The following is a 16,040-nucleotide window of genomic DNA, read 5'->3' as shown; positions in this document are numbered from 1 at the left end:
GCCGACTCGAAGCGTCCTGATGATGTAATCGATTACATGCAATTTGCAGGGCAATTATGTCAAGAGTCTTTCTAATCCCGGCAACCGGCCTCGATCGATAGCCGGCCGATATGCAGCGCCGTCCGGGCGGCGGGTCGAACAATGATCGACAGGCGCGTTTCCCCCGCGCGCGGTCGTACGCACCAGCTCGTCCGTTGCCAGCCCACGCTGGCCGGCAGCGGTCGCGTCGTGCTTCCGACCCGCAGGGCATAGCCCGCCGCCCCGCCCCGCGTGACCGCCGTCACCGTGACCGGTCGATCCAGCCGTAGTGCATAGAGCGACACGTCCGCCCGTCCCCCCGCAGCCTGCGGCACGATGCGAAGCGACGACCCACCGTCGAACGGCGCGTCGAAGTCGTAATCGACCGCAACCCGCCGCTCGCCGTGAACCGCGAACTGCCACGTCGGCAGCGCATCCTGTCGCGCCATGTCGTGCCATGGGCCACCGACGACGGCGCCCTCGCGTGCGTCGACCCGGCCATGCCCGGTGTTGAAGCTGGTGGTGAATGGCAGCGCCGGCACCAGCCCCCTGGTCGGGGCCAGTGACGCAACGCCCGGCCAGCCCGCCCCGACCGCACCGGCCGGATTACGCCCGTCCCCTGCAAACAGGCGACGCTCGGCATCATGGAAGCGCGTGACGTCGCCCGCGTCCCGGTCGAAATTGCTGAAGCGCGGCGTGCGGGTATCGCCCGGCCAGCTATAGCCGAAGTGCGGGGCGAACAACGCCACCGACCCGAACGCTTTCCCGCCGGGCCGCTCGCGCAGCGCGTCCAGCCAGCCGGCATTGCGAAACGCCGGCTGGGCATCGCGCGCCGGCCACAGATCGGCCCCGACGAACACGTCGTAGCGACTGCGCCCCAGCCGCCGCGCCAGCGCCGCGCCCTCGGCCAGCCCCTGCCGCGTCCAGTCGTAATTCAGGAACATCGCATCGGCAGTGCGCCGCTTGCCGTCCTGCAGGAACCGGGCATTGGCGGGGGTCAGCGCATTCTGCCACCGGACGCGGCCATCGGGCAGCAGCGCGTCATACCAGTGGATCGTCATGCCTGCCGGCGCGACCGCGCGCAGCTCCGCCATGAAATCGATCATCGCCGCCCCATCGGCACCGGCCGTCTCGGCATTCACGAACCAGCCGTCGAAGCCATAATGTCGCGCGATCCGCACCAGTTGCCGCGCCGCCGGAAAATGCCCCTGCGCATCGCGCCGCAGAAAGGACGCGACGGTCTTCGGCGATCCGCCCCACGCGACCGGCGCGAAGAACACCGTCCCGATCACCTCGACCCCGTTGCGATGCGCCGCCTCCACCCAGCCGCGCGACGGCAGGTTGATGCCGCGATCCGCCGTGCCCGCAAACCACGCGAAAACGTCGATCTGCGCCCAGTGGGTGAAAACATAGCCGTTGAAGCGCGGCTGCCGCGTCCGCGCCCCGCCCAGATCGTTCATCCCGTCCGGCGCGTAGAGGACCCGGACCTGCGGATCGATCGCCGCATCCCGCCGCAGCGGCCGGGCGATGAACCGCCGCGCCACCGGCACCCGTGCGACATTGCCGGGATCGGCGGTCGGCCCTTCCGGCGTCCAGCGCAGCATTTCGTCGATGGTCAGCGACAACGGCGCCCCCTGCGCCACCGCCGGAGCGGAAGCCAGCAGCGCGACGGCAGCGGCGACGCCCCTCATGCGATCCAGTCGACCAGGCTGGCGACCGCAACCGGCGCATCATCCGCCAACCGCCCGTCGCGCAGCGTCACCCGCCGTTCCTCACCCGGCAGCAGGTCGAAATAATTGTCGGTCAGGTTGCCGCCATCGACCACAATCCGCACCGCCCGCGCAAAAAGTTCGGCCCGTACCACGACGGCCCCATCCACCACCCGCGCAGACAACCCCGGATCGGGCAGGCGACAGGCGGTGGCATCACGCACCATCCTGACGTCGCGGGCCAGTTCGCCCTTCACGCCGACGATCCGGCTGACCAGCACCGCCCCCTCCGACGCCGGCACCTGCGCCACCACCCCCGCGGCATTCGGGGCGATCGTGACCGGCGCGCACAGGCTCCAGCGCACCGTGCCGTCGAAGTCGATCAGTTCGACCGCCACCTCCGCCTCTACGGAATCGAGCAGGTCCGACACGACATGAATCGCGAAGCCCCCCTCGACCGGTTCCGCCGACAGGATCAGCGGCGCGAACGACCGTGCCGCCTGATAATGCAGCGCCTTCCATCGGCCGTAATAGTCGATGCTCGACCACGAGATCGCCGGGAAACAGTCGTTGAACTGCCAGTAGAGCGACCCCATGCAGCGCGGCATTGCCCGGCGATGGGCCTCGAACGCGATGCGCAAGGCATCGGCTTGGGTAAGCTGGCTGAGCGTGCAGAATGCCGCGAAATCGCGCGGTTCGCCATAATGGTGGCGCAGGAACCGGCCGATGATCGCGTCGCCGCGCGGATGTTTCTGATGCAGCGCCAGCACCGCCGATCCCACCACCCGGTCGTCAGGATCGGTGAAGCGCTCGACCGAGGCGATGTCGGGATAGGACTGGAAGCCATATTCGCTCATGAAGCGCGGGACCCGCTCGGCATAGGCGCTCAGCGGCTCCTCGCCATGCCACACGCCCCAATAATGATTGTCGCCGCGCGCATCGTCGGCGGGATCGTTCCAGAAACCGATCGGCGACGACGGCAGGTAGAAGCGTTCCTGGTCATGCTCCGCGACCAGATCGGGCAGCAGCCGCTCGAACAGGTCGCGATTGGCCGCGACCAGCCGCTCGAACAACTCCGGCGGATAGCCGAAGGTCGTCGGCCAGTTCCAGTGCGCGATGCCCAGCGACACCTCGTTATTGCCACACCACAAGGCGAGCGAGGGGTGCCGCCGCAGCCGCCGGATCTGCTCCCGCGCTTCCTCCGCCACATTCGCCAGAAAGGCCGGGTCGGACGGATACAGCGTGCAGCTGAACATGAAATCCTGCCAGATCAGGATGCCATGTTCGTCGGCCAGGTCGTGGAACAGGTCGCTCTCATACGTCCCCCCGCCCCACACGCGCAGCATGTTCATGTTGGCGTCGACCGCGTCACGGAAGACCTGCCGGCAGCGTTCCGGCGTCACCCGTTCGAGGAAGCTGTCGGACGGGATATAGTTCGCGCCCTTCATGAAGGTCCGCCGCCCGTTCACCTCAATCTCGAAACACTCGCCGATCGCGTCCGGTTCGTTGCGCACGCGGATGGTCCGCAGCCCGACGCGCGTGCTCACCCGGTCGATGACGCCGGCATCGTCATGCAGCGTCGCGGTGAAGCGATACAGGAACGCCTCGCCCAGCCCGTTCGGCCACCAAAGGCGTGGGTTGTCGATCACGACCCGCGCCGTCGCGCCCCGCACCGGCGCGACGCCGGCCACGTCGCACGCGATCTCGACCGCGCCGGTGCCTTCGACCTCGACGTCGAACGCCACCACCGCCTGCGCATCGTCGAGCGCCTCGATGCGATACTGCACGTCGACGATCCGCCCGCGCCGCACCACGTCCAGCCACACCGGCCGCCACACGCCCGAGGTCACGTATTTCGGCCCCCAGTCCCAGCCGAAATGATAGGGTGCCTTGCGCACATGGACGCTGGCATGGGCGTCGGTCTTGTCGTTCTCCGCCGGATAGGTGAAGCCGTCCGCCGCCTGTCGCGCCTCGCCATACAAGACCGGCGATCGGAAATGCAGCGCCAGTTCGTTCGTGCCGATCCGCAGCCGGTCCTTCACTTCGACCCGGTGGCTGCGGAACATATTGTCGCTCGACAACAGGGCCGCGCCGTTCAGCCGCACATCGCACAGCGTGTCGAGGCCATCGAACACCAGCGCGACGCTGTCGCCCGCCAGTTCCTCCAGCGTCACGTCGAAGGTGCAGCGATATTCCCAGTCCACCCGCTCGATCCATTGCAGGCGCGGTTCGGCATCGCGGTGATACGGGTCCTCGATCAGCCCCGCGCGCCACAGGTCGGTGAAGTTCGACCCGGGCACCTGCGCCGGCAGCCATTCCGCTTCCCCGAACTGTCGAAAGGTCCAGCCGCTGTCGATTGCGCGGCGGGTCGTGGCAGGCATCATTGCAGGTTGATCTCGTCGAGGAACAGCCAGGCCGGCTTGCCCGGCGGCTTGAGGGAAGCGGGCATGTCGCCCCATGCGACCGCGCGGATGCGGTAATGGCGATAGGGCCGACCGGGCAGCGGGATGCCGATCCGCTCGACCCGCTGCGTCACGCCGCGCCACGGAGCGACGTCGCGCGTGGCGATCGGCGTCAGTCGGGCGGGATCGTCGCCGGCCAGCACTTCGAACCGGCGTGGCGGCATGATGCCGTTCATCGCATCGTCCAGATAGCCGATGGTGATCGTCCGCGCCGGCTTCGCGCTGCCCAGGTCGATGGTCGCGGTGATGTCGCCGACCCGCCCGGTCCAGCGTTTGTCGCCATAGGCCGGACCGCCGACGACGCCGTCGATCAGCATCGCGCCGTCCTTCCCGCCATAGCCGATGCCGTCCTCCGCCACGGCGATGCGCGGAAAGCCGGGGGCGAGGCCCTTCAGCAGGCTGCGAACATAATGTCGCTCCAGCGTCACACTCTGCCCCAGCGCCGGATCGAACGCGGCGGCGCGCAGCACCGTGTCGCGATCGATGCGGATCGGCTTGGCATAGCGCGTCGACCGCTGCGTCGGCTCACCCGCATTGCGGGTATAGCGGATCGTCCCGCCCGCCGCGCGCAGGCTGACGTCGCGCGTCACCGCGAAGCGCGGATCGTCGACCGGATCATAGGGTGCCCATGGCGCCCGTTGCGTCACCGCGACCGGCGCCTTGTCGTCGAACGCGCCAAGGCTGCTGTCCTCGGGCCGACTGCCCCAGCGCGACGGCCGCGCGCCCATCACGAAGCGCAGCGTGCCGCCGGCCCGCAACTGCGCGTGCGTCAGATAGCTCTGCGTCAGCGGCCGCCCGTCCAGCGTCGCCGACTGGACATGGATGTTCCGCGCCGACAGCCCCTCCGCCTCGATAATGAAGCGCCGCCCGCCCGGCAGCGTCACCGTCGCCCGCCGGTGATAGGGCGCGCCGATCTGATAGGTCAGGTCGCCCGGCGTCACCGGATAGAAGCCCAGCGCGCTGAACACATACCAGGCCGACATCTGCCCCAGATCGTCATTATTGACGAGGCCGCCGGGCCGATCCGAATACATCTCACGCAGGACGCGGTTCACATAATATTGCGTCCGCCCCGGCTGTCCCGCGAGGTTGAACAGATAGGGCATCTGGTGCCCCGGCTCATCGCCATGGCCATAGCGCCCGACGAACCCCGACAGGTCGACATGCTGCTCGCCGCCGATCGGGGTGGTATCGCGAAAGATCCGGTCGAGCCAGTCGCCATAGGCCGCCCGTCCGCCATGCAGCCGGATCGCCGCCGCCATGTCATGCGGGGTGTACGCCGAATAGGCCCAGATATTGCCCGACACATAATGGCGATTCAGGTCGCCCCAATCGTCGCATCGCATCGGTGCCCAGCGCCCGTCGGCCAGTCGCGGCAACAGCCACCCGCTGGTCCGATCGTACAATTGCCGCCACCCGGTCGCGCGCGTCGCGAACAGCGCGGCGTCGTCCTCGCGGCCGAGCTTCGCCGCGACCTGCCCGATGGTCCAGTCCTCGTAATTCTGCTCGGTCGTCTTCGACACCGAACTGGCGACATCGGCGGGCACAAAGCCATAGCGCAGATAACCGTCCATGCCGTTCAGGTCATAGACGTTGCTGTGCTTGGTCCGGTCGAACGCGCTCGCCCGGATCGCGGCATAGGCGGCCTGCGGATCGACGCCCGGCAACCCCTTGATGACCGCATCGGCGACGATCGACACGATCGGATAGCCGATCATCACCCGGTTGTCGTGACCGGCTGCTTCCCAGCTCGGCAGGATCAGCCCGGCATCGCGGTGGCGCGACACCATGCTGGCGACGATCCCGCCCGCCTGCGCCGGATCGACGATCGTCAGCAACGGATGCACCGCGCGATACGTGTCCCAGTTCGAAAAATTGCTGAACTGCGGGATGGTGGACCGCAGCACCCTGCCTGCGACGCGATAGTCGCCGGTCACGTCGGACACGAGGTTCGGCGCGATCGCCGCATGATAGCTGGCGGTGTAGAAGATGCGCTTCTTTGCGCGGTCCGGTTCGTCGATGCGGATCGCCGACAGCCGCCGCCCCCAAGCCGCCTGCGCCGCGCGGCGCACCGCGTCGAAGCTCTGCCCCTCCGCCTCCGCCCGAAAATTGGCGAGCGCTCCTTGTGCCGACGCGTGCGAGATCGCCACCGCGACCTCGACCTGCCCGACATCCTTCGCGAACCGGACCCAGGCCCGCCGGGCCGCGCCCGTGCCCTGCCGTCCCGCGACCGGACGGTCGGCCTCGGTCAACCGGGCCGCATCGAACGGCTGCGAGAAGCGCGCCACAAAATACACGGTACGCGCGCCCGCCGACGACCCGATCGTCCGCCGCCAGCCGCGAATCTCACGATCCGACACGACCTCGACCCCGCTTTCCAGCGCATGATCGTCGCCGACCGCATGGATCGGATCGATCACGACATAGCGATCCCCCGCACCGTTGAAGCGATACCGGTGGAAGCCGGTACGCAACGTCGTCGTCAGTTCGACATCGACATCGGCATCGTCGAGGTGGACGCGGTAATAACCCGCCTCCGCCTTTTCCCGGTCATGTGAGAAGCGCGAGCGATAGCCGCTGCCCGGCCGGTCGAGCGCGCCCATCGCCGTGCCCGCCACCCGCGTCGGCATCAGCAATATGTCGCCCAGCGCGCCCAGCCCCGCACCGCTGATGTGAGTATGCGCGAACCCGTCGATCACGGTGTCGCTGTAGTGATAGCCCGACGTCCATTTCCACCCGTCGCGACTGTTCGACGGGCTGAGTTGCACCATCCCGAACGGCAGCGTTGCACCGGGAAAGACATGGCCGTCGCCATCGGTGCCGATCATCGGATCGACCCATTGCACCGGATCGTCCGCCTCCTGCGCGGCTGCCGGAAACGCCAGCGCCAGCAGCATCGCGCCCGCCAGCATCCTCATGTTCCCTGCTCCGCCGGACCGTCGCCCATATCCTCGGGCCAGTCGGCCAGCCGCCGATACCAGGTCCGCCACAATATCCCTCCACACAGCGTCACCACGCCCAGACACGCGGCCATCGCGGTAAAATTCTTGACCACCAGAAACACCGGCGTCGCGACCAGCGCGGTCTGCATCAGCGTGCCGACCACGATGTTGAATGCGTTGCGCGGCAGTTCGCGATTGGGCTGCGCCGCCGGGTTCTCCGCCTGCAACAGCGCCTGTACCGGCCCCCAGAAGCCCCACGGCCGCACCTGCCGATAGAAGCCCAACAGTACCGCCGGATCGGTCGGCTTCGTCATCAGGCTGGCCCCGATCGCCACCGCGCCCGACACCAGGATGATGAGCGGGAACAGGTACAGCGGCAGGATCGCTCCCGCCCCCGGCAACAACGGCCCGAACACGAACGGGAAGCTGAGCGAACAGCCGATCCCCGCCACCATACCCGCGAAATAGCCCTCGCCGTTGAAGCGCCACCAATACCATTTGATGACGTTCGACACGGTGTATCCACCCCACAGCCCCGACACGATCCATTGCAACGCATCGTTGATCGACTGGACGAACAGCCCGATCGCCATCGCCAGCAGCACGACGGCGACCGACACGGCATAGCTCAACCGCACCAGCAGCCGCTGCGACGCGTCCGGGTTCACGTAGCGGCGATACACGTCGTTGACGATATAGAGCGGCGCGGCATTCAGGCTGGACGCAAAGGTCGCCATGAACGCCGCCAGCAGGCCGGTGATGATGACCCCGCGCACGCCGGCGGGCATGAACGCCTGGATCGCGGCGGGCAGCAGATTCTCGAAATCCACCTTGCCGCCCGACGCCAGGTCGAGCCGGTCGACGAACACCAGCGCCAGCACGGTGAACCCGGCGATCATCAGGTAGCGGATCGGCATCAGCACCACCGACACGAACCCGGTCACCTTCGCCGCATCGCGCGGGGAGCGCGTCGCCAGCACGCGCTGCATGTCGTAACTGGGCGCCGGCCCGGCCGCGCTCTTGAGGATGCCCGAAAACAGCATCATCATCATCAGCGCGGTGAACAGTTCGTAGCCGTCACCGGCGATCTTGGCCGCCGCCTCCGGCCGGATCGCGCGCCAGTCCAGCCCCAGATGCCATCCGAACCCCGGACTCATCCACCCCTCTGGCGTCGCCGCGGCGATCTGCGCCGGGGTCACCATGGTCATCGCCATGCCGGCGACGAAGAAGGCGGCAAGCGTCATGATCGCAAATTGCAGCACGTCGGTCCACACGATGCCCGGCAGCCCGCCCAGCACGACATAGACCGTGACCAGCGTGGTGAAGAACACCGCATAGGCCACCGGCACCTGCGCGGGCGACAGGCTCAGCCCCAGCGCCGGGCCGATCGATTCCCACGGCAGGAACAATTCCATGAACTTGCCGATGCCGACGAACGCATAGACGAGGAACCCGACGACGCAGATGACCGAGAACAGCACGACCGACAAATGCGACAACCGGCTGCCGCGATTGTCGCCGAAGCGGAACAATATCCACTCCGCCCCCGACCGCACGTTCGACCGCCGCAGCCAGACGGCGAGATACGCCATCAGGAACACCTGATTGAACACCGGCCACAGCCACGGCAGCCAGATGCTCTTCATCCCGTACAGGAACAGCAGCGTCGACAGCCACATCGTGCCCGAAATATCGAACATCCCCGATGCGTCGGACAGGCACAGCAGATACCACGGCATCCGCTTGTTCCCGAGATAATAGCTGTCGATGCTCTCGGCAGCACGGGCGCGCACCTTCAGCGCGATCGCCAGCGTCGCCACGAGATATGCGAGCACGATCAGCCCGTCGATCGGCGCCACGCCGCCCTCCCATCTGTCCGGTCCGCCCCGGAACCGTTTCGTTGGGACACAGCCTAGGCAGCGATGCCCCGTACCGCAAGGCAATAATGTAATGGATTACATGAAGCTACCGGGGTATCGGCGGTCGCTCTCCATTCCGGCGGCGGCCCGCTTGACTTGGCGCCGATGCTCGGCAGAACCTTTGGCGGGGGAACGTGAACATGAGCAGTATCATCGATGTCGCGAACGCGGCTGGTCTGTCGACCGCCACCGTGTCGCGTGCGCTGCGCACCCCGGAAAAGGTGACCGAGGCCACCCGCGCCCGCGTCATGGCGGCGGTGGCGGAGGTCGATTACCGGCCCAACCTGCTGGCGCGCAACCTGCGCTCCGACCGGTCCTTTTCGGTGCTGGTGCTGGTGCCGGGCATCGCTAACCCGTTCTTCGCCAACGTGACCGCCGGCATCGAATCGATCGCATGGCGGCGCGGCTATTCGGTGTTCCTGGGCGACACGCGCGATTCCCGCGACCGCGAAGCCCATTACGAGCAGCTGGTCGAAACCCGGCTGGCCGATGGCGTGATCCAACTCAGCCCCGATTACGGCTTCAACGCGCGGCAGCGCGCGGCGAGCTATCCCATCGTCCATGCCTGTGGCTGCGAACTGACCCAGGCGCCCTCAGTCCGGATCGACAATGCCGGCGCCGCCCGCGAAATGGCCGATCATCTGATCGCCGCCGGCCATCGCCGTATCGCGACCATCAGCGGCCCGGCCGCCAACCCGCACGCCGTCGACCGCATGAAGGGGTATCGCGCCGCGCTCGACGCTGCTGGAATCGCGTTCGATCCGGCGCTGGTCCGCTTCGGCGACTGGTCGATGGGATCGGGCCTTGCAGCCGCCAACGAATTTCTCGGCCTGCCCGACCGCCCGACCGCGATCTTCAGCATGAACGACGAAATGGCGATCGGCGCGATCCAGTCGGCAACCGCGCGGGGCCTGCGGGTTCCCCACGACCTGGCCATCACCGGGTTCGACGACATCAGCTTCGCCGCCCATTCCACCCCGTCGCTCACCACCATCGCCCAGCCGGCCGAGGCGATGGGCGCAAAGGCATGCGAAATCCTGATCGACCGGATCGAGGGTAAGGGCGCCGACGACACCGTGCATATCCTGCCCCACGAATTGATCGTCCGGCAAAGCAGCGCATCGACGAATTAGGCTTGGTTTCTGGCGATGTAATGGATTACATGATTCCTGCAGGCGATGACGAACCCGTCGCGCCGGACAGGGAGAACGGATGCCGATGATCGTCGGGGTCGACATTGGGGGGCATCACGTCGCGGCGGCGGCCATCGCGCGGGACGCGCCGGGCGCGCTGGTTCCCGACAGCTATCATCACGTCGCCTGCACGCCCGACGACGATCGCGGCACGCTTATCGCGGCATGGGCCGGGGCGATCGATGTGGTGATCGAACGCGTCGGTCCCGACCGCGTGCACGGCATCGGCATCGCGATGCCCGGTCCGTTCGACTATGCCGCGGGCATCGGCTATTTCGCGGGTAATGCGAAATTCGCCGCGCTGTACGGCGTCGATGTCGCGCGGGCGGTGTCCGAAGCGCTGCGTCATCCGCGCCCCGTCCGCTTCCTGAACGACGCCACCGCCTTTGCCGTCGGCTGCGTCGCGATCGGCGCGGCTCCGGCGCAGGGCAATGTCGTCGGCGTGACGCTCGGCACCGGGCTGGGATCGGCGTTCCTGCGCGGTGGCATTCCGGCGATCGACGGTGACGACGTGCCGCCGCACGGATCGCTGTGGCACCTGCCGTTCGAGGGCGGCATCGCCGACGATCATGTCTCCGCCCGCTGGCTGACCGCCCGCATCCGCGAACGGCTGACCGGCATCGACACGGTGATCACCGCCGCCGATGCCGCGCGCGGCGGCGACGCGCGGGCCGCCGCGATCTTTGCCGGCTATGGCGACAACCTCGGCACGATCCTGTCGCCCTGGGTCGACCGTTTCGACGCGGAGACGGTCATGCTCGGCGGGCGCATCTGCGGTGCGTTCGACCTGTTCGGCCCCGCGCTCGGGCAGCGGCTGCCGACCACCCGCATCGCGGTCCATGCCGATACGGAGGACGCCGCGATCCTCGGCGCCGCCCGGACCTTCGACGCGGCCTTCTGGGACCGCGCCCGTCACCACCTGCCGACCCGTTGAGAAAGAGGACCGTCGCCATGGCCCTGCCCCGCCTGACCGCAACCGCCACCGCGCTGGCGCTGATCCTCACGCCGCTCACCCCCGGCATCGCGCAGGAAAAGCGCGCCGACCCGGTCGATCTGGTCAACCCGCTGATGGGCACCGATTCGACCTACGAACTGTCCTACGGCAACACCTATCCGGCGATCGCGCTGCCCTGGGGCATGAACTTCTGGACGCCGACCACCAACAAGGCCGGCGACGGATGGGCCTATCGTTACCGCGATACGAAGCTGTGGGGGTTCAAGCAGACCCACCAGCCCAGTCCGTGGATGAACGACTATGGCGCCTTCTCGCTGATGGCGATGACCGGCGCGCCGAAGCTGGCCGAAGCCGACCGCGCGTCATGGTACTCGCACAAGGCCGAAACCGCCCGCCCCTATCATTACAGCGCCTACCTCGCCGATTACGACACCACGGTCGAAATCGCCCCGACCGAGCGCGCCGCGCAGTTCCGCTTCACCTTCCCCGACAGCGACCAGAGCTGGGTCCTGCTCGATGCGTTCGACAAGGGGTCGGCGGTCACCATCCTGCCGAAGCAGCGGCGCATCATCGGCCATGCCAGCAACAACAGCGGCGGCGTGCCGGCCAATTTCAAGAATTACTTCGTGCTGGAGTTCGACCACGATTTCACCGTCGCCGACACCATCGGCGATGGCTTCAAGCGCCAGTCGGGGGTCACGACGGCCGAGGGCAAGCGCGTCGGCGCGCTGGTCGGGTTCAGGACGCGCAAGGGCGAACAGGTGAACGTCCGCGTCGCCTCCTCCTTCATCAGCGCCGAACAGGCCCAGTTGAACCTAGACCGCGAACTGGGTCGCGACAGTTTCGACACGACGAAGGCGAAGGCACGCGCCGCCTGGTCCGCGCTGATGAACCGCTACAAGGTCGACGATCCCGACCTCGACAATGTCCGCACCTTCTATTCGGCGCTCTACCGCACGCAGCTCTTTCCCCGCCGTTTCCACGAATATGACCGCGCCGGGAAAATGGTGCACTACAGCCCGTATAACGGGCAGGTGCTGCCCGGGCCGATGTTCACCGACAACGGCTTCTGGGACACGTTCCGCGCCGTGTTTCCCCTGTTCACGATCATGGAGCGCAAGCTCGATGGCGAGATCATGGGCGGCCTTGCCAACACCTATCGCGAATCCGGCTGGCTGCCCGAATGGGCCAGCCCCGGCCACCGCGACGTGATGATCGGGTCGAACTCGGCGGTGAACATCGCCGATGCCTATCTGAAGGGCATTCGCGGCTACGACATCGAAACGCTGTACGCCGCGATCAAGAAGAACGCGACGACCAGCGTCGGTCGCCCGAAATCGGACGATGGCAAGACGATCAGCGCGGTCGGGCGCGAGGGCGTCGAATATTACAACCGCCTCGGCTACGTTCCCTATGACGTGGGCATCAAGGAAAATGCCGCCCGCAGCCTCGAATATGCCTATGCCGACTTCACCATCGCCCGCCTCGCCGAAGCGCTGGGCAAGAAGGACGACGCGGCGATGTTCCGTGCCCGCGCGCAGAACTATCGCAAGCTGTTCGATCCCACAGTCGGCTGGATGCGCGGCCGCAATCAGGACGGGACGTTCCAGACGCCGTTCAACCCGCTGAAATGGGGCGACGCCTTCACCGAAGGCAATGCGATGCACTATAGCTGGTCGGTGTTTCAGGACGTGCGCGGCCTGATCGACCTGATGGGCGGCGACCGCGCCTTCGTCGCGAAGATCGACCAGGTGTTCGACAGCCCGCCCAGGTTCGACGCCAGCTACTATGGTTCGGTCATCCACGAAATCCGCGAGATGCAGATCGTCGGGATGGGCAATTACGCCCATGGCAATCAGCCGATCCAGCACATGATCTATCTCTACGACTATGCCGGCGCGCCGTGGAAGGCGCAGTTCCGGGTGCGCGACGTCATGCGCCGCCTCTATGCCGCGCAGCCCGACGGCTATCCGGGTGACGAGGATAACGGCCAGACCTCGGCATGGTATGTCTTCAGCGCGCTGGGTTTCTATCCTGTCACCCCCGGCGCGAACCAGTATGTCATCGGCTCGCCGCTGTTCCGCCGCTCCGAACTGGCGCTGGAGAACAGCAAGCGCTTCGTGGTCGAGGCACCGGGCAACAGCGCAGCCAACGTCTATATCCAGTCGGCGACGCTGAACGGCCGGAAGCTCGATCGCACCTGGATCTCGCAGGACGAGATCATGGCCGGCGGCACGCTGCGCTTCGTCATGGGGCCGACCCCGAACAAGGCATGGGCCACCGGCCCCGAGGCGGCGCCCTATTCGATGAGCCAGCGCGTGACCCGCTGATCCGCAGGCATCACTTCACGCGCAGCACCGCGTCGCCGGCGTCGTGGAGCTTCAGGTACAGCGCCCCGTCGCCCCCGCGCGGGATCGATACCGACGTTCCGACGAACCCGCCGGGCAGCGTCACCGCACCCGCCATGTCCGGCGACGTCCCGATCGCCGCGATCAGGAACAGGTCGCGGCCGGTGACGGTGCACGCCTCGCGGCACTCGATCCCGGTGAGCACCGGCAGCCGCACCAACGTCGCCAGCGGTTGCCAGTCCCCCGCCGCGCCGCCGCGCCATGCCCGGACGCGCAGCGCGCCCGACACCGCCGGACCGAAGGCCGCTTGCGGCGCGATGGTCGTCACCACCACATCGTCGCCGACCCGCTGCACCGCGCCGGACGCGATCGTCAGCCGCTTGCTCGCATCGCCGCCCGCAATCTCTATCCCGTCGTCCTGCCCGGTCAGCCCGCCCGCGATCCGCGCCGAAAAGGTCAGCGTGGCGGTGGTCGGGACCAACCCCGCCGGCAGATCGATCGATCGCGCCCCGGCCGGCGGATCGAACGCCACCCGCCGGTCGAGCAATTGCAGCGCCGCCCGCGCCGGCGCGACCGTCACGGCCACGCTGGCGCTGCGTCCGTCGCGCAGTTGCACGCTGGCCGCCGTGTCGGCCACGTCGCCCAGCGGCGCTTCGGCGGTCAGCACCAACCGGTCGCCCTCACCCACCCGCGTCAGCGCGCCCGCCGCAAAGCGTGTACCGCCAATCGTCAGCCCCGCCACCTGATCCAGCCGCGCGCCCTCCAGCACCCCCGCCTTGTCCCCGCGATGGACGGTGAACCGGTCGAGCCGGCTCGGCTCCGCGCGGCCGGTCAGCGCGATCTGGTCGGGCGCGACCGCGCCGTGGCGCACGACGGTCAGCGTCAGCGGCCCCGGCCGGGTCTTGCCCAGCGGCAACGTCGCCTCGATCGTATCGGCCCCCGCGGCCTTCCAGCCGAGCGACCGGCTCAGCCCGCCCGCATCGCGCAGCGTCAGGCCCGACACACAGGCTGCGGCCCCGCCGCGCAGCACCAGCGGATGATCGCGCCCGACGATGACGTTCGCATCGGGCTGTGGCGTCCATGCCCCCGGCCCGTCGATCTGCGCCGGCACGCGCGGGCCGCTGAAGCGGTCGAACCCCCAGCTTCCCTGCACCACCGCATCGCCGATCGGCCCGGCAACGGCCGCACCGCCCGTCAATACCAGCCCGCCGCGCTCGGCATCGGGCGTCAGCTTCAGCAGCGACACCGTGCCGTCCGCCGCCGTCACCTTCAACGTCAGGTCGCGCGCGTAATCGGTCGCGAACAGCAGCGCCGCATCGTCGAGCGGCAGCACGAGGTCCGGCCTGGCAAGGCACAGCGCCCCCTGCGCGCCCGACCGCCATAGCGGCGGCGGCGCGTCGCCGATCGGCGGCAGCGGCGCGACCAGCACCGATCGCGGATTCTGGAACGACGGCGCGCTGTTCAGTTGCAGGTGGATCGCATCGCCCTGCCCCAGCGCCAACGCCGGCAGATACTGATATTGCGCGCTGCGGAACGCGCCGAACAGCCGCGCCAGATCGCGCGCCAGCCCGATATAGGGACTGTAATAGCCCGCCCCGCCCTCGCGCGTCGCCGCCACGCGATACGCGATGTCGACCGGGGCACCGGTCAGCGTCTCGGTCAACGTCGCCCCGCGCTGCGCCTGCAACACCAGCGCGTCGCGCTGCTGGGTCAGGCACGCGGCCTGCAATGCGCGCTGCTTGAGCAGGCAGTCGGCGTTCAGCTTGATCCGCAGCGCCTCGGCCAGCACCGGTGCGGCGGTGGCCAGCCGTTCGGGGGCGGCATCGCCGATCCGCCCGATCGCCCCGACGAACGCATCCAGCCGCTGCCGGTCGAGCGATGCCTGGTACAAATCCTGCGCCGCCCGCACGAACACGCCCGGCCGTCCGCGCACCGCGCCGCGCACCGCCGAAAAGCCGCCCCCGGCCTCCGGCGCCAGGAACAGGATCGCCTGTTCGGCCCCGTCCGGCACGGTGACGGTCAGCACGTCCTTCTTCGGCTTCCACGTCTCGACCGAAAAAAACCAGTCCTTGGGCGGCGGATTGGTCGCCCCGCGCAGAAAGGCGACGACCAGCAGGTAGCGTGCCGACTGATCCTTCGGCAGCAGCGCGCGGGCGGTGATCCTGTCCCCACCGCGCAGCGCCGGCACCGCCGCCACCGGCAACTCGACCGCGCCCCGCCGGACGCTGACCGCGACCTCCGGCCCGTCGAGGTCGAACCCGTTCTGCTGGGCATGGGCCGTATCGGCGAACAGCGCCGACAGCGCGGCGAGCAACAGGAATACGCGAACCATGTGGCGCGCTATAGCGGACGGGAGGCGGGTTGATCCACTGCGCTTGGCGGTACTCACCAGAACAAGAAATGAGCGTACCCCCGCGCCGGCGGGGTCCAGGGCGTCAGGCGCAAACGTCAGCGCCTCTGGCTCTGTATCCCCACCTGCGCGGGGATACGTGAT

General features: G+C 68.0%; 8 protein-coding genes. 3 read left to right on the top strand and 5 right to left on the bottom strand.

Annotated elements, in window-relative coordinates:
- Positions 1-71: 71 nt before the first annotated feature.
- From ASE83_RS02875 to ASE83_RS02860, 4 genes are read right to left on the bottom strand one after another with little or no spacing between them, the layout of a single operon-like run.
- Positions 72-1,709, bottom strand: a complete 1,638-nt coding sequence (locus tag ASE83_RS02875; protein ID WP_055785347.1) for an endo-beta-N-acetylglucosaminidase — start codon at positions 1,707-1,709, stop codon at positions 72-74.
- Positions 1,706-4,111: a beta-mannosidase gene (locus tag ASE83_RS02870; RefSeq protein ID WP_055785350.1), complete on the bottom strand. Its 2,406-nt coding sequence runs from the start codon at positions 4,109-4,111 to the stop codon at positions 1,706-1,708. Before ASE83_RS02870 ends, ASE83_RS02875 begins: the two co-directional genes overlap by 4 nt.
- Positions 4,108-7,107, bottom strand: a complete 3,000-nt coding sequence (locus tag ASE83_RS02865) for a GH92 family glycosyl hydrolase (protein WP_082443036.1) — start codon at positions 7,105-7,107, stop codon at positions 4,108-4,110. The genes ASE83_RS02870 and ASE83_RS02865 overlap by 4 nt, the downstream gene beginning before the upstream one ends.
- Complete coding sequence (locus tag ASE83_RS02860) at positions 7,104-8,990, bottom strand: sodium:solute symporter family protein (protein ID WP_055785355.1); 1,887 nt, start codon at positions 8,988-8,990, stop codon at positions 7,104-7,106. Before ASE83_RS02860 ends, ASE83_RS02865 begins: the two co-directional genes overlap by 4 nt.
- 200 nt (positions 8,991-9,190) lie before the next feature.
- Between ASE83_RS02860 and ASE83_RS02855 the strand changes: the two genes are divergently transcribed.
- From ASE83_RS02855 to ASE83_RS02845, 3 genes are all read left to right on the top strand, one after another.
- Positions 9,191-10,183 (top strand): LacI family DNA-binding transcriptional regulator, encoded by a 993-nt coding sequence (locus ASE83_RS02855; RefSeq protein WP_055785358.1) that lies wholly within the window; start codon positions 9,191-9,193, stop codon positions 10,181-10,183.
- Between the two features lie 79 nt (positions 10,184-10,262).
- Entirely contained in the window at positions 10,263-11,177 is a 915-nt protein-coding gene (locus ASE83_RS02850) for an ROK family protein (RefSeq protein WP_055785361.1), read from the top strand.
- Positions 11,178-11,194: 17 nt separating this feature from the next.
- On the top strand, positions 11,195-13,528 hold the full coding sequence (locus tag ASE83_RS02845; protein WP_055785363.1) for a GH92 family glycosyl hydrolase: 2,334 nt from the start codon (positions 11,195-11,197) through the stop codon (positions 13,526-13,528).
- A gap of 10 nt (positions 13,529-13,538) precedes the next feature.
- Here ASE83_RS02845 and ASE83_RS02840 read toward each other — a convergent pair whose 3' ends face one another.
- The gene (locus tag ASE83_RS02840) at positions 13,539-15,878 is read right to left on the bottom strand and encodes a hypothetical protein (protein ID WP_055785366.1); all 2,340 of its coding nucleotides are present in this window, start codon (positions 15,876-15,878) and stop codon (positions 13,539-13,541) included.
- Between the last annotated feature and the right edge of the window lie 162 nt (positions 15,879-16,040).

It is taken from the genome of Sphingomonas sp. Leaf32 (genome assembly GCF_001421765.1).
GTDB lineage: Bacteria > Pseudomonadota > Alphaproteobacteria > Sphingomonadales > Sphingomonadaceae > Sphingomonas.
The sequence above is the reverse complement of the archived record's forward strand: the minus strand, read 5'-3'. Positions and strand labels throughout refer to the sequence as shown.

Coding starts and splice junctions, on each gene's coding strand:
- ASE83_RS02845 (WP_055785363.1), top strand. CDS start 11,195: ATGGCCCTGCCCCGCCTGACCGCAACCGCCACCGCGCTGGCGCTGATC.
- ASE83_RS02855 (WP_055785358.1), top strand. CDS start 9,191: ATGAGCAGTATCATCGATGTCGCGAACGCGGCTGGTCTGTCGACCGCC.
- ASE83_RS02875 (WP_055785347.1), bottom strand. CDS start 1,709: ATGAGGGGCGTCGCCGCTGCCGTCGCGCTGCTGGCTTCCGCTCCGGCG.
- ASE83_RS02870 (WP_055785350.1), bottom strand. CDS start 4,111: ATGATGCCTGCCACGACCCGCCGCGCAATCGACAGCGGCTGGACCTTT.
- ASE83_RS02865 (WP_082443036.1), bottom strand. CDS start 7,107: ATGAGGATGCTGGCGGGCGCGATGCTGCTGGCGCTGGCGTTTCCGGCA.
- ASE83_RS02840 (WP_055785366.1), bottom strand. CDS start 15,878: ATGGTTCGCGTATTCCTGTTGCTCGCCGCGCTGTCGGCGCTGTTCGCC.
- ASE83_RS02850 (WP_055785361.1), top strand. CDS start 10,263: ATGCCGATGATCGTCGGGGTCGACATTGGGGGGCATCACGTCGCGGCG.